This is a genomic window from Aminobacter sp. SR38 (genome assembly GCF_014843375.1).
In the GTDB taxonomy this organism is placed as follows: Bacteria; Pseudomonadota; Alphaproteobacteria; order Rhizobiales; family Rhizobiaceae; genus Aminobacter; species Aminobacter ciceronei.
In genome coordinates, this window is sequence record NZ_CP062112.1 from 1,860,794 (window position 1) to 1,881,750 (window position 20,957).

General features: G+C 62.5%; 15 protein-coding genes. 10 read left to right on the forward strand and 5 right to left on the reverse strand.

Annotation, left to right across the window (positions count from 1 at the left end):
• The first annotated feature begins 56 nt into the window (after window positions 1–56).
• Window positions 57–2,147 carry a bifunctional diguanylate cyclase/phosphodiesterase gene (locus IG197_RS09085; RefSeq protein WP_192318360.1) on the forward strand — a complete coding sequence of 697 codons (2,091 nt, stop codon included), beginning with the start codon at window positions 57–59 and terminating at the stop codon, window positions 2,145–2,147.
• 338 nt (window positions 2,148–2,485) lie between these two features.
• On the opposite strand, the gene IG197_RS09090 is transcribed toward IG197_RS09085, so the two are convergent.
• Both IG197_RS09090 and IG197_RS09095 read right to left on the reverse strand, forming a co-directional pair.
• Entirely contained in the window at window positions 2,486–3,229 is a 744-nt protein-coding gene (locus IG197_RS09090) for a hypothetical protein (protein ID WP_246765343.1), read from the reverse strand.
• A gap of 123 nt (window positions 3,230–3,352) precedes the next feature.
• A complete protein-coding gene (locus tag IG197_RS09095; RefSeq protein WP_192318362.1) occupies window positions 3,353–5,719 on the reverse strand; it encodes a DUF1989 domain-containing protein in 2,367 nt (788 codons plus the stop codon).
• Between the two features lie 302 nt (window positions 5,720–6,021).
• Between IG197_RS09095 and IG197_RS09100 the strand changes: the two genes are divergently transcribed.
• Window positions 6,022–6,747: a FadR/GntR family transcriptional regulator gene (locus tag IG197_RS09100; protein ID WP_154387585.1), complete on the forward strand. Its 726-nt coding sequence runs from the start codon at window positions 6,022–6,024 to the stop codon at window positions 6,745–6,747.
• Here IG197_RS09100 and IG197_RS09105 read toward each other — a convergent pair.
• Complete coding sequence (locus IG197_RS09105) at window positions 6,730–8,043, reverse strand: ABC transporter substrate-binding protein (protein ID WP_192318364.1); 1,314 nt, start codon at window positions 8,041–8,043, stop codon at window positions 6,730–6,732. The genes IG197_RS09100 and IG197_RS09105 overlap by 18 nt on opposite strands.
• Before the next feature lie 161 nt (window positions 8,044–8,204).
• Here IG197_RS09105 and IG197_RS09110 point away from each other — a divergent pair, with 161 nt between their 5' ends.
• The gene (locus tag IG197_RS09110) at window positions 8,205–9,566 is read left to right on the forward strand and encodes an NAD(P)-binding domain-containing protein (RefSeq protein ID WP_182576226.1); all 1,362 of its coding nucleotides are present in this window, start codon (window positions 8,205–8,207) and stop codon (window positions 9,564–9,566) included.
• Window positions 9,567–10,001: 435 nt separating this feature from the next.
• Here the strand turns inward: IG197_RS09110 and IG197_RS09115 are convergent, their stop codons facing one another.
• Window positions 10,002–10,703: a response regulator transcription factor gene (locus IG197_RS09115; protein ID WP_182576227.1), complete on the reverse strand. Its 702-nt coding sequence runs from the start codon at window positions 10,701–10,703 to the stop codon at window positions 10,002–10,004.
• Window positions 10,704–11,142: 439 nt separating this feature from the next.
• Here IG197_RS09115 and IG197_RS09120 point away from each other — a divergent pair, with 439 nt between their 5' ends.
• The 7 genes from IG197_RS09120 to IG197_RS09150 all read left to right on the forward strand — a co-directional run bounded on the left by IG197_RS09120 (window position 11,143) and on the right by IG197_RS09150 (window position 19,947).
• Window positions 11,143–12,852, forward strand: coding sequence for an APC family permease (locus IG197_RS09120; RefSeq protein ID WP_182576228.1), 1,710 nt, complete (start codon window positions 11,143–11,145; stop codon window positions 12,850–12,852).
• Window positions 12,853–13,232: 380 nt separating this feature from the next.
• Window positions 13,233–14,126, forward strand: a complete 894-nt coding sequence (locus IG197_RS09125; protein WP_067965343.1) for a bifunctional methylenetetrahydrofolate dehydrogenase/methenyltetrahydrofolate cyclohydrolase — start codon at window positions 13,233–13,235, stop codon at window positions 14,124–14,126.
• Window positions 14,127–14,179: 53 nt separating this feature from the next.
• Window positions 14,180–15,859 carry a formate--tetrahydrofolate ligase gene (locus IG197_RS09130; protein WP_067965347.1) on the forward strand — a complete coding sequence of 560 codons (1,680 nt, stop codon included), beginning with the start codon at window positions 14,180–14,182 and terminating at the stop codon, window positions 15,857–15,859.
• A gap of 296 nt (window positions 15,860–16,155) precedes the next feature.
• Window positions 16,156–17,289, forward strand: a complete 1,134-nt coding sequence (locus IG197_RS09135) for an aminomethyltransferase family protein (RefSeq protein ID WP_192318366.1) — start codon at window positions 16,156–16,158, stop codon at window positions 17,287–17,289.
• A 19-nt stretch (window positions 17,290–17,308) separates the two neighbouring features.
• Complete coding sequence (locus IG197_RS09140; protein ID WP_246765344.1) at window positions 17,309–17,902, forward strand: dimethylamine monooxygenase subunit DmmA family protein; 594 nt, start codon at window positions 17,309–17,311, stop codon at window positions 17,900–17,902.
• A complete protein-coding gene (locus IG197_RS09145; protein WP_192318369.1) occupies window positions 17,899–18,864 on the forward strand; it encodes a PDR/VanB family oxidoreductase in 966 nt (321 codons plus the stop codon). Before IG197_RS09140 ends, IG197_RS09145 begins: the two co-directional genes overlap by 4 nt.
• 42 nt (window positions 18,865–18,906) lie before the next feature.
• Window positions 18,907–19,947 (forward strand): DUF3445 domain-containing protein, encoded by a 1,041-nt coding sequence (locus IG197_RS09150; protein ID WP_192318370.1) that lies wholly within the window; start codon window positions 18,907–18,909, stop codon window positions 19,945–19,947.
• A 107-nt stretch (window positions 19,948–20,054) separates the two neighbouring features.
• Here the strand turns inward: IG197_RS09150 and IG197_RS09155 are convergent, their stop codons facing one another.
• Complete coding sequence (locus IG197_RS09155; RefSeq protein WP_182575997.1) at window positions 20,055–20,738, reverse strand: XRE family transcriptional regulator; 684 nt, start codon at window positions 20,736–20,738, stop codon at window positions 20,055–20,057.
• Window positions 20,739–20,957: the final 219 nt, after the last annotated feature.

Below are 20,957 nucleotides of genomic sequence, written 5' to 3' on the forward strand. Positions count from 1 at the left end.
TTCACCATTCATCTGCAATTTCACCTCCCGGGGGAACTTCTTGAGGAGGAAGCGGGATGGAGACGTCGCAACGCGACTGGGCCGAGCCCGGGTCGGAGCACCGGAAACTCGCGCATGGGCTGATGCACAAGACCAAGGCGTCTTATGTCGCGGCGCTGATTCTGATCGGCTCGCTGGCAACCGCCAGCTTCTTCCTGCTCAGCTCGGTCATTTCGGCCAACATCCAGAAGACAGCGCTGATCGAGCTCGGGTCGCGGCAGCAATTGCTGTCTCAGCGCATCCTCCTGACCGCGACCGAGGCCTATACCGCCGAAGCGCAGTGGCTACGCACACAGGCGCGCCAGAACCTGACAGCGACCCTGGTCGCCTTCCTCGCCAACGAGAAGCTGCTGCGCGACGGCTCGCCCGACCCGCAGTCGCCGCTGTACCGGCTGGCACTGTCCGAAGAGGCGACCAAGCTGTTCGACGAGGCCCCCGGCCAGATCGACGCGTCGACGCGGATCCTCGCCCACACCGTCAACTCGTTCCTCGACATGCTTCCCACCTCGGTCTCGGCACCGATGCCTGACGACGCCGTGGCCCATTTCAGCGCGCTCAGGCTCTATGTCGCCGAAAAGGTCCGCCGCGAATACGAGACGCTGACCCGGCTGTTTTCATCCGAGGCGGCCGAGAAGGGTGCTGCCGTCGAGAAGATCCACCTGACCGTCTTCGTGCTCACTTTGCTTCTGCTCCTGGCCGAGGCCATCCTGATCTTCCGGCCGCTGGTGCGCCGAGTGGTGTCCTGCACCAGCGAACTGCTCAAGGCGCGCGACCAGATGAACTTCGCCGCCAACCACGATGCGCTGACCGGCCTCTACAATAGGGCCTTCCTCAACGACTACATGGAAACGGCGCTTGCCACCGCCAAGCGCAAGGGCGAGATGATGGCTGTCATCCATCTCGACCTCGACCACTTCAAGACCATCAACGACACGATGGGCCATGCCGCGGGCGATGCCGTGCTGATCGAGACGGCGATGCGTCTTGTCACCACCGTGCGCGATTCGGATGTGTGCGTGCGCCTCGGCGGCGACGAGTTCACCGTCATCCTCAACGACGTCGGCTCCGAAGCGGACGTCGTCGACGTGGCGGAGCGCATCGTCGCCGGGCTCAAGCAGCCGCTGGACTTCGCCGGGACGTCACTGAAGCCGAGCGCCAGCGCCGGCATCGCGCTGTACCAAGGCGGCAATGGCACGGTCGGCGACCTGATCGTCAATGCGGACCTGGCGCTCTATCTCGCCAAGGCCGAGGGGCGTGGCGGCTACCAGCTTTTCGCAACGACCCTGCGCGACAAGTTCGAGGAGAAGGTCAATCTCGAACGCGAGCTGCGCGAGGCCATCGCAAGCCAGGCCTTCGCCGTTCACTACCAGCCCCAGGTTTCGCTGCAGGGCGGCAAGGTCATCGGTGTCGAGGCGCTGGTGCGGTGGGAAATGACGGGCAGGAACGTGTCTCCAGGCGAGTTTCTGCCAGTGGCGGAAAAGGCCGGGCTGATGCCGGCACTCGGCCGCATCGTCTTTGCCAAGGCGATTGCGACCGGTGCCGAATGGCATCGCGCCGGCATCGACTTCGGCCGGCTGTCGCTCAATGTCTCGGCGCAGGAGCTGCGCGAGGCGGATTTCGCCGGCCACCTGCTCGACCTGCTCAAGCAGGAAGGGCTGCCGACACGGCTGGTGGCACTCGAAATCGTCGAGACGGTGATGCTCGACGACGAGAACACCGGCATCGGGCTGACGCTGAAGCGCCTGCGCAAGGCCGGCATTCGGCTGGAGTTGGACGACTTCGGCACTGGCTACGCTTCGCTCGCCCATATCAGCGCCAACGAGGTCGACAGGCTGAAGATCGACCGCCGTTTCGTCCGCGACATCGACAAGAATCCGGCCAACACCAAGATCGTCAAGGCGATCATCGAGCTGGCGCGTGGCCTGGGCATCTCGATCGTCGCCGAGGGTGCGGAGACCGACGTCGAGCTGTCCTGGCTCCACGACCTCGGCTGCCCTGCCGTACAGGGCTATGGCATCGCCTTCCCGATGCCGAGCACTCAGGCGGAGGCGTGGCTGGAGACCCACAGCACAGGAGCGCAGCGGGCGGAGGCGATCCACGTCGCTTAGCGTTCTGACGCGCATCCAGACAAAAGTCCGCCGCACACTTTTCCTGCAATCGCCCCGGCCGCAAGCGGCCGGTTCGGTCCGTTGATCCAGATCAAGGCGGCGTCCCGGCTATCGGTTCAAATCAGGGCATGTCCAGACAGGAGAAATGACATGCCGACCGAAACCATCATCGTCGTTGCCGCCGTGCTTTCCGCCTTCGGCTTCTTCGCCGTGGCCCTTGCCTATGCCAGCCTGACGTCCGAGCCGGTGCGCGGCAAGCGCTGACGCCCGGCCGATCAAGTTGTCGTCTTTGCGCAATCCAGGACGGAAAACCGCCATACGGTTTCCCTGGAATTGCGCTACAGCCGGACCTCGCCCAACGTCACCTGCGCAACGCCGACATAGGGGTTGGCGTGCAGCGCGAGGATCCACAGGCTGACGCCAGCGGTGACGGCAAAGATCAGGATCGCCTTCCTGCCGGCATGCGGCCTGTCGGCGTGAACCGCGCCGACGACGATCGCCGACAACATCGTCAGGAACAGCACCAGATACCATTTGAGCTGGTTGACCGAGCTCGTGCCGATGGCGAGACGTGAATTTCGGGCATCCTGCAACTCGTCGAGATCCTGCACCATCTGGCTGATGATCGGATCGGGATGACCCGCCTTCGCCAGGTCGATCATGGCAAGGCGGATGCCCTGCAGGGCCTGCTCGACAACAGGCTCGGGCGATCGGTTCGCATTCTGCCATTCCATCTGAACGACAGCATCCTTGTAGGCCTTGAGCCCTGCCATGAGCTCGGCCGAGGCAAGCGCTTCGGGCTTTGCCATCCCGGCCAGCCGCATCATCGAGGATCGCTCCGCGCTGGCCACCTGGCTGGCACGGGAATTGACCGACCAGACATCGGCGGCGGTGAAGCCCAGCGACAGCGCCCAGGCCGTGGTGATGGTGCCGACAAAGGCAGCGACCGGCATGGTCAGCGGATTGTCCGCCGCCTGCCGGGCGAAAACCGCCAGGAACGCCGCACCCAGGAAGAAGGCTATGCCCCCGACAAGGATGAAGGGCAGCGTCATGATCAGCGGCGACCAGGCAAATATGTCCACGACGCCCCTCCCCAGAGCCATCCCTGAACCTGAATAGGCCAAATCGGCCGCCGCTACCAACAGAAAGCCCCGCGATTGCGGGGCTTTTGCGTTGTCGAAGGTGATGTGTGGTGCCGGTTGCGCCTACGAGCGTGGGCGTTCCTTCTTGGGGTCGTAGTGGGCGAACGGCACGATCCTGGCCGGCAGGCGCTTTTGCTGGCCGTCGAGCTTGCCGACTTCGACCTCGGTGCCGATCTCGGCATGTGCTGCCTCGATGCGAGCGAGCGCGATGTTCTTGCCGAGGATCGGCGAGCGCATCGACGAGGTGACGATGCCGATCTGGGCGCGGCCGATATGGACGCAGTCGCCATGGCCGACAGCGACATTGGCGTCGATGTCGAGGCCGACAAGCTTGTGGATCGGGTTGTCCTTGCGCCGGATCAGCGCCTCGCGGCCGATGAAGTCGTCGGTCTTGGTCTTCAAGGGCACGGTGAAGCCGATGCCGGCCTCGAACGGGTCGGTCTGGTCGGAGAACTCGTAATTGGCAAAGATCAGGCCGGCCTCGATGCGCACCATGTCGAGTGCTGCAAAGCCCATCGGCTTCAGCCCATGCGGCTGGCCCGCCTCCCAGACCGCGTCGAAGACCTTTTCGGCATCGCGCGGGTGGCACCAGACCTCGTAGCCGAGCTCGCCGGTGTAGCCGGTGCGGGAGACGACGATCGGCACACCGGTGGAATCGCCGATGCGGCCGATGGTGAAGCGGAACCATTCGAGTTCACTGAGCGCCGGCTGGTGCGGCGGCGTCCAGACGATCTCCTTCAGGATGTCGCGGCTGTTCGGGCCCTGGACGGCGATGTTGTGCATCTGGTCGGTCGAGGAGCGGACCAGCACCTTGAGGCCGAGCTTCTCCGCCTGCTCGCGCAGCCAGACGCCGGAATAGTCGTCGCCGCAGATCCAGCGGAAATTGTCCTTGCCCAGACGCAGCAAGGTGCCGTCGTCGACCATGCCGCCATGCTCGTAGCACATGGCGGTGTAGACGACCTGACCGACACCGAGCTTCTTGACGTCGCGGGTCAGCGTGTACTGCATCAAGGCTTCGGCATCGGGGCCCGTCACCTCGAACTTGCGCAGGGCAGAGAGATCCATCACCACCGCCTTCTCACGGCAGGCCCAGTATTCGGCGATGGCGCCCTCCTTGGCGAATTCCTGCGGCAGCCAGAAGCCCTTGTATTCGATGAAGTTGCGGGTGTGCTTGGCAAAGCTTGCGTGGAAGCCGGTCTCGCGGGTCATCTTGGGTTCTGCCTCCGGGGTCGTGCGTCGGGCGATCGCGCGCTGGAATGTGTTGGAGCCGGAATAGGTCCGGACGTGGATGTCGGTGAGGTTCCAGCCATTGGCCGGCGTGGTGTCGTCGGGACAGGCGGAGGAGACGCAGACGATGTCGGTCAGCGCTCTCAGCAGCACATAGTCGCCCGGTCGCGACCAGGGTTCGTCCGAGAACATCACGCCATGGGCGTCGATGCCGGTGTTGAAGAAGAAGTTGACCGCCATCCAGCCGGCACGGGCATTGACGCCATGCGGGACAAGCGCGCCGTTGAAGTTCTCCGAGCAGTTGATGTGGCCGGGATAACCGATGTCGTCGTAATATTTGGCGTAGCAGGCGAGCGCAAAGGCGTCATGCCGGCCGCAGGTGTCCTGCACGACCTCGACAAGCGGCTCGAAATCCTGGTCGAAATATTTGGCATGCAGGCCGGGCATCGGATAGGCGTGGCCCATCAGCGAGCGCGTCGCGGTGACGTCGAGGGCGAGGTCCCTGCCCTTGTCGAGCTTGCGGGCGGAAAAGCACTGGAAGTCGGTGCATTGGCGGCCGTCGACGTCGATGATCTGGATGTAGTCGCCGGCCTTGACGAAATAGCTCTCCGCCGTCTTCGACTTGACCCTGACATCGAGCACCGGATCGGCGAGCGGATCGGGCAGCTCGAAGCCGCCTGACACGGCACGGACCTTGGCCCGCTTGACCATCACCACCAGAGGCGTCGTCGTGTCCTGGCTGTCGACGGACATCGGCGCACCGGGTGCGGCAACCACCAGCGAGCCTGGCCGCGAGACGACAAAACGCTCCTCCACCCCGGCAGCGGTCGCACCATCGAAGAAGCGCACCGCCTCGACCCGGCCAAGCTCGAGCTTGCGGCGGGCGAGGCCAAGCCGAAACTTCTGCAGGCTCTCGTCGCCATCGACGAGCAGCGCCTTCAGCCCCGAGGCATCGCTGTTCGAGCGCGTGCCGAGCATACCCGGATCGGCGCGGCCGGCGGCATCAAACGCCACCAGCTCGCACGCCTGCCCGCCTTCGAGATTGCGCACCGTCACATGATCGCCGGCCTCGATGTCGATCAGCACCGCACCGCCACCAGGCACGTGATAGCGCTCCATGCCGGGCAGCAACAGGCCTGGCTGCACAACCAGGCTCGGACGCGGAGGGCCAGCCACAATTTCGGGGTAGACTGAAATCGTCATCGCCACCTCGTCCAAATCTTGCCTGTGTGTAAAATTATTTGAGCCAGAAGAATACTCAATTTTGCCGCTGCCGCAAGGCTTCGTTTCATCACAGTAATCAAAAATGCGGAGAGGTGACCATGCGGCAGGCAGCCTTACGGTCCATCAGGGAGCGCCGATCAGCCGTCCCCCACGCGATTGTCCCGGCCCATCCGAGCGTGTACTGGACCAGATTCGATAAATATTTCAAAATTGGTCTACGCTGCGCTGGGATTCGTCCCGCGCCGTGGCCACGAGGCAGGACTGACATGCAAGGTCGCGCAATGAAGGTTGAAACCGGCCAACTCACTTCGCAAATCATCGCCTCCTATTCGGTGGGAGCGACGGTGCAGACCGTGCTCGACCGGCTGTTTGCCAAGATCAGGTCTGAGGAATATCCGCTCGACACACGCCTGCCATCGGAGCGGGCGCTGGCCTCGGAGATGGGGGTTGCCCGCAACACCGTGCGCGAGGCGCTCGACGTACTGGAAGACCGCAAGGTCATCAAGCGGCGTCCCGGCAGCGGCAGTTTCGTCACCTACCGCTCGGAAGAAGTGCCTGAAAGGACGGAGAGCTCGGTGGCGCTGGAAACCAGCCCGCTGGACCACCTCGTCGTGCGCGGCATCCTCGAACCTGAAATGGTCCGCCTGGCCGTCATCAACATGACCCCGCGCGAGGTCTGGGACCTCGAACAGCTGACGTCGCAGATCGAAAACGTGCAGACCGACGTCGCCGCCTTCGTCAAATGCGAAGAGGAGATCTACCGCAAGATCGCCGAGGGAACGCACAACCCCTTGCTGGCATCCTGCTACAATCTGGCGATCGAGGCCTGCAGGGTGAGCTTCCGCACCACGCAGTTGCGCCGGCACCTGTCACCGAAGCGGATTCTCGAATACCAGCAGCGCTACAACGCACTGTTCAACGCGATCGCCTCCCGCGACGTCGAGCGCGCCGTCGAGTTCATCAAGCTGCACCTTGTCGAGGAGCAGAAGCTACTTCTGCAGGACTGACTCCGGCGTCCTTGCCTGCAGGACGGTGCCGTTGCCGCTCGCCCGCAGGCGCTGGTCCCAAAGCTGGCCAAGATTCGACATCTCCTGCTTGAGCAGGCCGCCATGGCGCTTCAGCCAGCGCGGGATCGAGCCGAAGGCGGCAATCCTGGCCTTGCCGCTCTTCACCGTCACCACCGGCCAGTCGCCGACAAGCGCGTTGTCGATGCCGAACATGCTCTCGCCCCACCAATGGGCTGGGCCAAAGGCATGAGTGACATGGCCGAGCTGCTTCATCGCCGCCAGCACGGATGCCGGATTGACGCTGTTCGATTTCTCGACCGCCGCATGCCAGATGTCGAGGATGGCGACATACTCCCAGCTCACCGCCGTCCAGGTACCCGGGAAGCGGCTTTTGTACTCGTCAAAAAAGCCCTTCGGCTGATTGAAGAAGAAGGTCTTGTCATTCAGCTTCTCGTCATCGAAGTCGGGAAACTGGAAGACGAAACCTTCCATGAAATCGACCGACGTCCTGCTGACGAGCTGGTCGTAATAGTCCAGTGTGCAGGATATGATCTGGCCCTTGAAGCCTTGCGCATGCGCATATTCGGTCATCGCATGGACCATCGGCGTGTAGCTGGTGCACCAGCACAGGATGTCGGCACCCGATTCCAGCATCGGCTGCACGATCGCGACCGCATCGGTCGTGTCGGGATCGTACTGGATCTCTTTGGCGATCCCCAGCTTGGCCGCCTTGAAGGCGGCGCGATAGGTCGCGAGCGACGGCAGGCCAAGCGCGTCGGTCTGGCTGCAGAGTGCCACCGTCCGCAGTTCCGGCCTCGCCTGCGCTAGCCACTCCACCCCTGTCACGTTGAAGATCGGGTGCAGTTCGCTGGGCGCGATCAGATATGGCGTATCGGGCGACAGGTCGCTCGGCAAAAGGGTCGAGGTCAGGACCTTGCGCTGGCTCAGATAATCCCTGATCTCGGCCATCGTATCGCCGCCCAGCATCATCAAGAGCTTGACGTCATGCCGCTCGATCAGTTGACGCGCGCCCTCCAGAGCCCGGCCGGCATCATAGCCGCAATCGAACTCGACGATCCGGATCGGATAGCGGCGGCCGTTGATCAAGAGCCCGCCGGTCCGGTTGAGCCAGTCCTCCCAGATCCGGCAGCCATGCAATCCAGGCAGGCCCCAAGACTCCACTTGACCGCTGAGCGGTCCGAGGAATCCAATGTTCACCGCGTCCGGCATGCCGACGGAAAGCCGCGGCAGGACGCTGGAAACGGCGAGTCGATGGGCAAAGCTGGAGTTCGTCATGGCTGTGAATACCACCAAAAATCGGGCGTTTCACCCTATCTTAGCGAAATTTTCCTTCCTCACAGGAAACACGCCGTTGACAAATTGGTATAATGGCAGGCAACATAACTGAACCAGAGGAACCAATAACGAAATTTGGTCTATACCAAAAGGAGGAAACCATGACAGCCAAGCGTGTCGCCGTGATCGGTGCCGGACCATCTGGACTGGCGCAGTTGAGGGCATTCCAGTCGGCCGCGGCGAAAGGCGCGGACATCCCGGAAATTGTCTGCTTCGAGAAGCAGGCCAACTGGGGCGGCCTATGGAACTACACCTGGCGCACCGGCCTCGACCAGTATGGCGAGCCGGTACATGGTTCGATGTACCGCTATCTCTGGTCCAACGGCCCCAAGGAGGGCCTGGAATTCGCCGACTATTCCTTCGAGGAGCATTTCGGCAAGCAGATCGCGTCCTACCCGCCGCGCGCCGTGCTGTTCGACTACATCGAGGGCCGCGTTAAGAAAGCCGGCGTCCGCAAGTGGATCCGTTTCGAGACCGCCGTCCGCATGGTCACCTGGGACAAGGAGACCAAGAAGTTCACCGTCACCGTCCAGGACCTGCCCAAGGATCACTGCTACTCCGAGGAGTTCGACCACGTCATCGTCGCCTCGGGCCACTTCTCGACCCCGAACGTTCCTGAATTCCCCGGCTTCGACCGCTTCAACGGCCGCATCCTGCACGCCCACGACTTCCGTGACGCCCGCGAATTCGCAGGCAAGGACATCCTGATCGTCGGCACCAGCTATTCAGCCGAGGACATCGGCTCGCAGTGCTGGAAGTACGGCGCCAAATCGATCACCAACTGCTACCGCACCGCGCCGATGGGCTTCAAATGGCCCGACAACTGGGAAGAGCGCCCGCTGCTGGAAAAGGTCGAGATCAACACCGCGACCTTCAAGGACGGCTCGACCAAGAAGATCGACGCCATCATCCTGTGCACCGGCTACAAGCACCACTTCCCGTTCCTGCCCGACGACCTGCGTCTCAGGACCGCCAACCGGCTTGCGACCGCCGACCTCTACAAGGGCGTGGCTTACGTCCACAATCCGGCGATGTTCTATCTCGGCATGCAGGACCAGTGGTTCACCTTCAACATGTTCGACGCCCAGGCCTGGTGGACGCGCGACGTCATCCTCGGCCGCATCAAGCTGCCCGACAGCAAGCAGGCGCTGCTCGACGATGTTCAGGAACGCGTTGCCGGCGAAGATGCCGGCAAGGACTCGCATGACGCGATCGAATACCAGGGCGAATACGTCAAGGAGCTGATCGCCGAGACCGACTATCCGAGCTTCGACGTGGACGGCGCCAACGAGGCCTTCTTCGAGTGGAAGGAACACAAGAAGAAGGGCATCATGGAGTTCCGCAACCACTCCTACAAATCGGTCATCACCGGCACCATGGCACCCGCCCATCACACGCCGTGGAAGGATGCCCTCGACGACTCGCTGGAATCCTACCTGCGCACCGCCGAAGCGGCGGAGTGAAAGGCGGCCCAACAGGGCTGCCCGACTTTCCTGATGTGAAAGGCCGCCCCAGCCGGGGCGGCATCCCTTTTTGCGCGAACTCATGACGGGCAGCACGACGAACAGCGGCGCACAGGATCTCGTCCGGCTGTCGTTTTCGCGTCTCCAAATGAACACTGCGGCGGGTAGGTCGTCGACATCGATGCCTCGCCGTTCCCTGCGCATCCTCTCCCAGCACTGCCTCGCCTCTGCTCTGTCTCACAGCGGCGCAGAGCGCTGAATCCTGTGATCCGACCCCTCAAAGTACAGGGCATTTCCGCTCCCTCGCACGTGAGGAGGCGGTTGGCTCTGTGTTTGTCGAAGAGGTGTAGCCAGGCGCTGGGGCGGCTGCGTCCGAAGGAGACACGAACGCCGATGAGCTGGCCCACGCAGGGCACAGCTCATCCGAAGCCGGTGCTACTGCGAACTCAGATGTGGTCCGCGGTTCTTCTCACTGGCGTAAAGCGCCACTGCCATCGCCCGGTTGCGGACGTCGAGCTTGTCGTAGAGATTCTTGAGATGGTACTTGACCGTGTTTTCCGAGATGCCGGTGCGCGCGGCGATCTGCAGGTTGGTCCAGCCGTCGGCCAGAACTGACAAAAGCTCGCGCTCGCGCGCGGTCAAGCGCGACAGCGGCGTGTCGTTGATCTTGGATACATCCATATAGGGAATGCAGATGCGGCCATGGGCGACGGCAACCAGCGTGTCGAACAGGATCGCCGGGTCGTCGAACTGATAGCAGAAGCCCTGTACGCCAAGGCGTACGCATTGCTTGAGGATCGAGATGTCGTGGTCGTTGGAGAAGATCACCACGCGGGCATGAAGGCTGCGCCGCTGCATCTCGGCCAGCACCTCGCCGGAGTCCATGTCTTGCAGCCGCCAGCCCAGCACCGCGATATCGAACTGTGGGGCAGCAGTTGAGGCCGCCTCGAGGAAAGCCTTGCCGGTCTGCACGCTCTCTGCCAGCTCGAAGCGGCTGTCACGTGAAAGCATGTCGCCAAGGGCTGCGATGACGAGCGGATTGCGCTCGGCTATCAGAACCCTGAACCTGTTTTCCTTCACCACCGGCACCACCTCTATCCCGATGCCATGGCGCTGACCCTTCCATTCGGCGTTCATGTTCCTCCCGCCTATGTTCGTGCACGCACCTCTTGCCGACGTCTCTTGCGCTGGGTCGCTCTTCTCCGGTCCTGCCCGGATCGACCCTGTGAACGCAATTCATATCATGAATGATTTTTTCATTCCAGTGGATGCGGCATTTTTACTGCCGAACTGGCCTCCACAAGCCGGCAAATGGCGCCAAGCCTGCTTACCCACCCGTTCGGGTAGGCCGCCGCTGTCCAGAGAGGCATCATCGTCTGCCCAATTTTCCAACCGAGGGTACCAGTTGTGAAGATTGGTCCAGTGCTGCGACAAAATAGCTTGACGGCGCCTCGAATTCGGACAAACTTCACTTTGAGGAAAAAAAGAAGCCTAAGCGGAAACTGCCGCCGCACCTTGAAAACCGGGAAAGCCGGGCTTGGGCGACGGGCATCCTAATCAATGGGGAATTTGACCAATGAGCGCTGTTACGGACATCAGTCCGGCGGATTCCGCCGGCCAGCTTCACAGGACAATCGACTGGCGAGGCGCCTTCTGGGTTGCCAGCGGCGTGCCGCCTCTTGTGCTGTTCTCGATCGGCGGCATTGCCGGTACCGCCGGCAACATCGCTTTTGCGATCTGGATCTGCTCCATGCTGATGGGCTTCATCCAGTCCTTCACCTATGCCGAGATCGCCGGCCTGTTCCCAAACAAGTCGGGTGGCGCCTCGGTCTATGGCGCCACCGCATGGCTGCGCTATTCCAAGTTCGTCGCGCCGCTGTCGGTGTGGTGCAACTGGTTCGCCTGGTCACCGGTGCTGTCGCTCGGCTGTTCGATCGCCGCCGCCTACATCCTCAACGCGCTGGCACCGATCCCCGGCTTCACCGAAGCCTCGCCGGAGGTGCTGCAGTACATGGCGGCAAATGTCGGCACCACTGCCGCTGACGCCGTTGCAGCGGTAACCGCCGCAGCGACGCCCGGCATCCGCACCTGGACGCTCTACAGCCACTCGCTCGGTCCGGTCGGCTTCTCGCTCAACGCAACCTTCTGGATCGGCGCCGTGCTGATGCTGGTGACCTTCGCGATCCAGCATCGCGGCATTCTCGGCACTGCTGCCGTGCAGAAGGTCGTCGGCCTGCTGGTCATCGTGCCGCTTTTGATCGTCGGCGTGGTACCGATCCTCACCGGCCAGATCAACTGGGACAACTACTCGCCCTTCGTGCCGCTGGCCGCAGCCTACGCACCTGAACCCGGCGCGTGGAACGTCGCTGGCTGGACGCTGGTGCTCGGCGGCATGTTCATCGCCGCATGGTCGACCTACGGCTTCGAAACCGCCGTCTGCTACACCCGCGAGTTCAAGAACCCGGCCACCGACACCTTCAAGGCCATCTTCTATTCCGGCCTGCTCTGCATGCTGCTGTTCATGATCGTGCCGTTCACCTTCCAGGGCGTGCTCGGGCTCAACGGCATGCTGTCGACGCCGATCGTCGACGGTTCCGGTGTTGCCGATGCACTTGCCGGCATGGTCGGTGGCGGCGGGCTGGTGAAGAACCTGCTCGTCATGCTGATGATCCTCGCATTGTTGCTCGCCATCATGACGGCGATGGCCGGATCGTCGCGCACGCTCTACCAGGGTTCGGTCGACGGCTGGCTGCCGCGTTACCTCAGCCACGTCAACGAGCACGGCGCGCCGACCCGCGCCATGTGGACCGATCTCATCGCCAACCTGTTCGTCCTGGCCATCGCCTCGACGGATGCGACGAGCTTCTTCTTCATCCTCGCCGTCTCGAACTGCGGCTACATCATCTTCAACTTCCTCAACCTGAACTCCGGCTGGATCCATCGCATGGACAACGGCCACATCAAGCGGCCATGGCGCGCGCCGACCTGGCTGATCACGGTCGGTGCCCTTTTTGCTTACGTCAACGCCATCTTCATGGGCGCCGGCGCCAAGGTGTGGAACCCGATGGCACTCTGGGCCGGCTTGTTCACCGCGGCCCTGATCATCCCGGTGTTCTGCTACCGCCACTATATCCAGGACGGCGGCAAGTTCCCCGAGCACATGCTCGAGGATCTGGGCATGCAGCAGAGCGACCTGCGCGTGAAGAAGGCGGGCATCCTGCCCTACCTGACGCTGATCGCCGGTCTGGCCGTGGTGCTTCTCGCCAACTGGTTCTTCGTGCTCTGAAGCTTGACGCACATTCAACCTGCGAAGGCCGGCGCAAGCCGGCCTTTTGCATTTCGCACCGCGGCGTTGCCGTCCTTTTCGGCGATTCGCATCGCCGCTCTATCTTCTTGTTTTTGCGCAATTCATTTCGACAACCGCCGCACGCTTTGCGCCGATTTGCCCCGGCGTCGCCCAGCCCGGCAGCGAGCAAAATCGCGCCGGGCCAATATTTCTTTTCATGAAAGATTTTTGCATTTGGGTTGACTTTCACCCCCGTCAGCTGCTATAGATTCAGACGGGAAATTTCAGCGCAAAAAGCTGTCCGGATGGTGTAATCCGGGGCTGGAACCGATGGCTCATGCCATAGGATCGCACGCGCGCGCCTGGGAGGATTGCACAGCATGACGACGGTAATCGATGGCAAGGCAGTTGCCGCCGATGTGGTGACAAAGGTCCGGATCGCAGCCGAAAAGCTGATCGCCGAGACCGGTGTCGTCCCCGGTATCGCAGTGGTCATCGTTGGCCACGACCCGGCAAGCCAGGTCTATGTCGCCTCCAAGGGCAAGAAGGCCAAGGAATGCGGCTTCCACTCGGTCGAGCACGCGCTGCCGTCCGATACCTCGGAAGCCGATCTGGTCGCACTGGTGCAGAAGCTCAACGCCGATCCCAAGATCCACGGCATCCTCGTGCAGCTGCCCCTGCCCGACCATATCGACGCCGGCAAGATCATCCAGACGATCTCGGCCGACAAGGATGTCGACGGCTTCCATTTCACCAATGTCGGCAAGCTCGGCACCGGTGAGCTCGACACCGCCTTTGTGCCTTGTACGCCGGCCGGCTCGATGCTGCTGATCGAGCGTGCGCTCGGCCGCGATCTTTCGGGGCTCAACGCAGTGGTCGTCGGCCGCTCCAATATCGTCGGCAAGCCGATGGCGAACCTTCTGCTCAATGCCAACGCCACCGTCACCGTAGCCCATAGCCGCACCAAGGACCTGCCGGCGTTGTGCCGCAGCGCCGACATCCTCGTCGCGGCCGTCGGGCGTCCTGAAATGATCAAGGGCGACTGGGTGAAGCCGGGCGCCACCGTCATCGACGTCGGCATCAACCGCCTGGAGGGCGGTCTCAATGGCAAGTCGAAGCTCGTCGGCGACGTCGACTACGGCAGCGCCGCCGAGCAGGCCGGCGCCATCACGCCGGTGCCGGGTGGCGTCGGGCCGATGACCATTGCACTTCTGATGGCCAATACGGTCGTCTCGGCCTTCCGTTCGGCGGGCCAGTCAGCACCACGTTTTTAATCTGGGAGCCCGAGGCTCCGCGGAAATCGAACCAAACTCAAGGGAAGAGAGTCATGGCCGAATTCAAGACCGACATCGAGATCGCGCGTGCGGCGAAGAAGAAGCAGATCCAGGAGGTCGGTGCCAAGATCGGCATTCCGACCGAGCATCTGCTGCCTTATGGCCACGACAAGGCGAAGATCTCGGCCGAGTTCATTGCCAATGCGCGCAAGAACAAGGACGGCAAGCTGATCCTGGTCACCGCGATCAACCCGACGCCGGCCGGCGAAGGCAAGACCACCACCACGGTCGGCCTCGGTGACGGCCTGAACCGCATCGGCAAGAAGGCCATCGTCTGCATCCGTGAAGCCTCGCTCGGGCCGAACTTCGGCGTCAAGGGTGGTGCTGCCGGCGGCGGTTATGCCCAGGTCGTGCCGATGGAGGACATGAACCTCCACTTCACCGGCGACTTCCACGCCATCACCACCGCCCACAACCTTTTGTCGGCGCTGATCGACAACCACATCTACTGGGGCAACGAGCTCGGCATCGACACCCGCCGCGTCGTCTGGCGCCGGGTGATGGACATGAACGACCGGGCGCTGCGCCAGATCAACTGCTCGCTCGGCGGCGTCGCCAACGGCTTTCCGCGTGAAGCCGGCTTCGACATCACCGTCGCTTCCGAAGTCATGGCGATCCTGTGCCTGGCAACCGATCTGAAAGATCTCGAGAAGCGCCTCGGCGACATCATCGTCGCCTATCGCCGCGACAAGACCGCCGTCTATGCCCGCGACCTCAAGGCCGATGGCGCCATGGCCGTGCTGCTGAAGGATGCGGTGCAGCCGAACCTGGTGCAGACGCTGGAGAACAACCCGGCCTTCGTCCATGGCGGCCCCTTCGCCAACATCGCCCATGGCTGCAACTCGGTCGTTGCCACCACCACCGCCCTCAAGCTCGCCGACTATGTCGTCACCGAAGCCGGCTTCGGCGCTGACCTCGGTGCCGAGAAGTTCTTCGACATCAAGTGCCGCAAGGCGGGTCTCAAGCCGGCAGCCGCCGTCATCGTCGCCACCGTGCGCGCGATGAAGATGAATGGCGGCGTCAAGAAGGAAGAGCTCGGCAAGGAGAATGTCGAGGCGGTGAAGAAGGGCTGCGCCAACCTTGGCCGCCACATCGAGAACGTCAAGCAGTTCGGCGTGCCTGTGGTGGTGGCGATGAACCACTTCGTCTCCGACACCGACGCCGAAATCGCAGCGATGAAGGAGTATGTCGCCTCGATGGGTGCGGAAGCGATCCTGTGCAAGCACTGGGCCAAGGGGTCGGCCGGCATCGAGGAGCTCGCCCACAAGGTGGTGCAGCTGGCCGAAAGCGGCGCCTCGCAGTTCTCGCCGCTCTATCCCGACGACATGAAGCTGTTCGACAAGATCGACACCATCGTCAAGCGCATCTACCGCGGCTCCGAAGCCATCGCCGACAAGTCGGTGCGCGACCAGCTGCATGCCTGGGAACAGGCCGGCTACGGCCACCTGCCGGTGTGCATGGCCAAGACGCAGTATTCGTTCTCGACCGACCCGAACCTCAGGGGTGCCCCTGTCGACCACGTCGTACCGGTACGTGAAGTGCGCCTGGCAGCAGGTGCCGGCTTCATCGTCGCCATCTGCGGTGAGATCATGACCATGCCCGGCCTGCCCAAGGCACCGTCATCCGAGAAGATCTTCCTCAACGAACAGGGCCAGATCGAAGGACTGTTCTGAGCGAAACCTCTCTCCCAAGGCGCTCCAATCCACCCCTCCTGTCCCCCAGGCCCGGAGCGCCCTTTCAAGGCCTGGCACCTCATGTGCCAGGCTTTTTTTTGCCCGCCGCCCAACTCACGGCCAAGCTTGTTGACCAGCACAGGCCCGGAAGAAACGACAGGCAAAATGTTGCCTATCAGTAAAAATTCTTGCACTTGGATATTGCCCTAGAGGCAAATTTGGGTTCAAATGCCCTCAACAAATGACCGCCTCAAGGCAAGGCCAAGGGCGGGGAACAATATGGAGGAGTACCTGAAATGACAGCTTCATGGCGTTTTTCGACGTTGGCCGACCGCCACCGCGCACTGGGTTCCAAACTGGAAGACTGGAGCGGCATGGGCACGGCCTGGAGCTATGACAAGGACGCCGACGAGGAGTATGTGGCGATCCGCACCAAGGCCGGCCTGATGGATGTTTCAGGCCTCAAGAAGGTGCACATCACCGGCGCCCACGCAGGGCACGTCATTGATCTGTGCACCACCCGCAATGTCGAGAAGATCTACCCCGGCAAGTCGGTCTATGCCTGCATGCTCAACGATGCCGGCAAGTTCACCGACGACTGCGTCATCTACCGCATGGGTCCGAACTCCTGGATGGTCGTGCACGGTTCGGGATCGGGACATGAGGAATTGACCCGCGCATCGATCGGCCGCGACGTCTCGGTCCGCTTCGACGACAACCTGCACGACCTGTCGCTGCAGGGCCCGCTCGCCGTCGACTATCTCGCCAAGCATGTGCCCGGCATCCGCGACCTCAACTACTTCCACCACATGCAGACCCAGCTGTTCGGCTTCCCGGTGATGATCTCGCGCACCGGCTACACCGGCGAACGCGGCTACGAGATTTTCTGCCGCGGCCAGGACGCAGGCCAGATCTGGGACACCATCGTTGCCGAAGGCAAGCCGATGGGCATCATCCCGACGCGCTTCACCACGCTCGACATGCTGCGCGTCGAGAGCTACCTTCTGTTCTACCCGTACGACAACTCGCAGAAATACCCGTTCGCGAACGAAGGTCCTGGCGACACCTTGTGGGAACTCGGTCTCGACTTCACCGTCAGCCCCGGCAAGACCGGCTTCCGCGGCGCCGAAGAGCACTATCGCCTCAAGGGCAAGGAGCGCTTCAAGATCTTCGGCGTGCTGCTCGACAGCGACAAGCCGGCTGACGAAGGCGCCGAGATCTATCGCGACGGCAAGAAGGTCGGTGTCGTGACCTGCGCGATGTATTCGCCGCTGGTCAAGAAGTCGATGGGCATCGCCCGCCTCGACGTCGACTGCGCCATCGTCGGCACGCCACTGGAAATTCGCAACGCCAGCGGTACGGTCAAGGCAACGGCGCAGTCGTTGCCGTTCGACGACCCGAAGAAGCTGAAGCGGACGGCAAAGGGCTGAGACCTTGGACAGTGCACCGGTGAAGACGATCCTTAGTCGCCCGGTCTACGGAACATTGTCACCGCAGGCCGGCAAGAGCCACCTTCTGATCGCGGACGCCGAAGGGGCGTCCGCGATCCTGGACCTGGCGAAGAAGGCTCCAGAGGACTTCTTCGCCAACGCACACATCATGTTCATACCGGGCCGGACCGGAAACAGCTTTCAGGACTTGCTGAAGGCGTTGAAGCCGGCCCAGTATTATGAAGGCCCGTCTGTCGCGGCAGCGCTGCCGCGGCTGACCTGGACACTGGCCAACGCCCATATGGGCCTGCGCATGTATCTCGCCGGCACCGAAGGGCTGATCGGCCAGATGATGCAGGCCGCCATCGAAGCCGGCATCGACCCGGCTTCGATCCAGACCGAGCATCGCGGCTCGTGGGCGCGCCGGGTGCAGTGCGTGCACTGCAAGGGCGTCACCGAGAACGTCACCACCCAGCCGGTTACCTGCTCGCATTGCGGCCTGCTGCTCCTTGTCCGCGACCACTACTCCAAGCGTCTGGCCGCCTTCCAGGGCGTCTGCATCAATGCCGAGGATCCGACCGAGGTCCCTCAGAAAGAGGAGATTTTCCGGTGAGCGCGGGAACAAACAAGCTGAACGTCACCGTGACCGAAGTGGTCGCGGTCAATGAACTGGTCAAGCGTTTCCACTTCGAGCGCACGGACGGCGGCAACCTGCCGACCTTTTCCGGCGGCGCCCATGTCGTCGTTGAAATGCGCGACGGCGACATCACCAGGCTCAACCCCTATTCGCTGATGAGTTCGCCGCTCGCCACACGCGACTACACCATCTCGGTGCGCCGCGACGATGTCGGCCGCGGCGGCTCGCTGTTCATGCACAACCGCGTCAAGCGCGGTAGCGAAATGGTCATCAGCTACCCTGTGAACCTGTTTTCGCTCGACCTCCGCGCCAAAAAACACCTGATGATCGCCGGCGGCATCGGCATCACGCCGTTCCTTGCCCAGACAGCCCAACTCGCCTCGTCGGGCGGCAATTTCGAGCTGCATTACACCTGCCGTTCCGAGGCGCTCGGCAGCTACACCGAGGTGCTGCGCGAACGCTACGGCAATAGGGTCAACCTCTATTACGACGAGCACAACGAGCGCATTCCGCTCGACCGCCTGCTCGCCACGCAGCCGCTCGGCACGCATATCTATGTCTGCGGCCCCGCCGGCATGATCAAATGGGTGCGCGACACCGCCGCCGCTCATGGCTGGCCGGAAGATTCCGTGCATTACGAGCATTTCGCCGCACCGCAGCCGGGCACGCCCTTCGACGTCAAACTGGCTGTCAGCGGCCTGGAAATCCGGGTCGGCGAACAGCAGAGCCTGCTTGAGGCGATCGAGGCCGCGGGTGTCGATCCGCCCTATCTCTGCCGCGGCGGCGTCTGCGGCCAGTGCGAGACCAACGTCATTTCCTATGACGGCACGTTCAAGCACAACGACCATTGGCTGAGCGATGAGGAGCACTGCTCGGGCAAGAAGATCATGCCATGCGTTTCGCGCTTCGAGGGCCGCTCGCTGGTCCTGGAACGGTAGAATATCCCGGAGCGTCCTACGCTCTGGAAGAGGGAGGAATTGATGGGAATTAACTTCAGGAAAGAAACATTCCGCGACGATTTTACCTTCAGGAACAGTCCTGAGAACATCAGGCGGTTTCCCTTCCCCTATCACGAAGACGCCTACATGTATTCGGTCAACATCGAGCCGCATGTGCCCGGGCCGAAAAACAGCGTGTTCGAGCACCTGATCGACGTCGACGAGCACTATGTCTCGGAGATGCAGGACCGCGCCAAGGTGCTGGCGGAAGATCCGCTGCGCTGCCAGTCGCTGCCGCATATGACGCTGGCCGGCTGGGACCTGCTCGAGCTGCTAATGACCGAGAAGGCCGCGAGCTATCCCGAGCACTTCACGCTGACGCGCGACGGCGACCGCTGGCGCTGGATAAACCGGCCGCTCGGCATCGACGACACCTTCACCTTCGGCGACGTCTCCACCTTGCCCTACGGGCCGATGGAGTACATCACCCGCCAGAGCCAAGGCGATTTTGCCATCCTCGACCAACGGGACAACAACCTGTGGATGGACGCCGGCATGATCACCACGCAGGCGGACTGGTCGCTCGACTTCGACATCGGCATGAACTTTTTCGAATGGCACGCACCGGTGCCGCTGGCGCACGAAATGGGCGTATTCACCCGCGCGCTGAAGTTCCTGACCAACATCCAGCAGGGCAAGCCGGCACGGCGCTTGAACTGGACCATGACGATCAATCCGCGCCTTGATACCAGCCCTGAGAACTTCCACAAATGGGGCAGCGACCGCATGACGGTGACGCCGGACAATGTCGGCCAGAAGGTCCATCTGCGCGTCGAACTGCAGAGCTTCTGGCGCCTGCCGCGTTCCAACGCGCTGGTCTTCCCGATCCGCTGCTACCTGCTCAAGATGGACGAGCTGGTGACGGTGCCGAAATGGGCCCGCCGCTTTCATCGGGTGTTGCGCGACCTGCCGGTCGAGCTCGCCGAATACAAGGGCCTGACCCGTTATCGCCAGACCACAGTCGAGTGGCTGTCGAAATATGACGACGGTGCTGCGACCTCGCCCGGCTTCAGCCCGGACTAGCAGATCGATCACGGCCTGGGCGTCCACGATGCTCAGGCCACCGACCAAGCAAAAGGAGGCGATAACATCGCCTCCTTTTGCGTTTCCGTGACTGCTGCGAGCCGAGGTCAGTCGCCGCTCGACCCTTGCGGATAGGAAATGATCGAGAGATAGCGGATCGGCAATTGGGTCAACTCTTCCGGACCGTGCGGGGCATCGGCGTCGAAGAACAGGCTGTCGCCCGGCGTCATGCGGTAGAGGTTGCTGCCGTGGCGATAAACGACCTCGCCCTCCAGCATGTAGAGGAACTCCATGCCCTCATGCTGGAACATCGGAAACACGTCCGAATCCCCGGCAAGCGTGATCAGATAAGGTTCGACCACGACACCGGCGGTGTTGGAGCCGATATGGCCGAGCAGGTTGTACTGGTGCCCGGCGCGGGTGCCGCGACGCTCGACGTCGACGCCCTCGCCGGACTTGACGAAGACAGCGCTGCGCTCCTCCTCGAAGCGGCGGAAGAAGGCGGTCAGCGGCACGCCCAGCGCCCGCGACAGCGCCTGCAGCGTGGTCAGCGACGGCGAGGTGATGCCGTTTTCGATCTTGGACAGCATGCCGAGCGAGATGTTGGTCATCGCCGCAAGGTCGGCCACGGTGATGCCGAGCTTCTTGCGGAAGGAACGGACCTCGTGGCCGAGCGCCACCTCCAGCACCTTCTCGGGCGTGTCACGGATGGCATGAGGATCCTGGTGAAGCGGCGATGGCTGCGCCTTCGCCGCGATCGCGGCGGCAGCCTTCTTGCCGTCGGCAGTCATCACGGCTGACAAACGGTCTTCTTTCACGCCGCTATCCCTCGTTGCAAAAACTCACAAATTCACCAGTTCACCCATGGTAAAATTTCTTTACACAAGTTTCAAGGGCCGACGATCAAACTGCAGGCAATATGCATAACGAAAAGGCAGGTTTCCTGGAAAAACCGTTCCACGGCGAAGCTTGGTCATCCGCTTGAGACACTCACCGCGACGGCCCGCTGA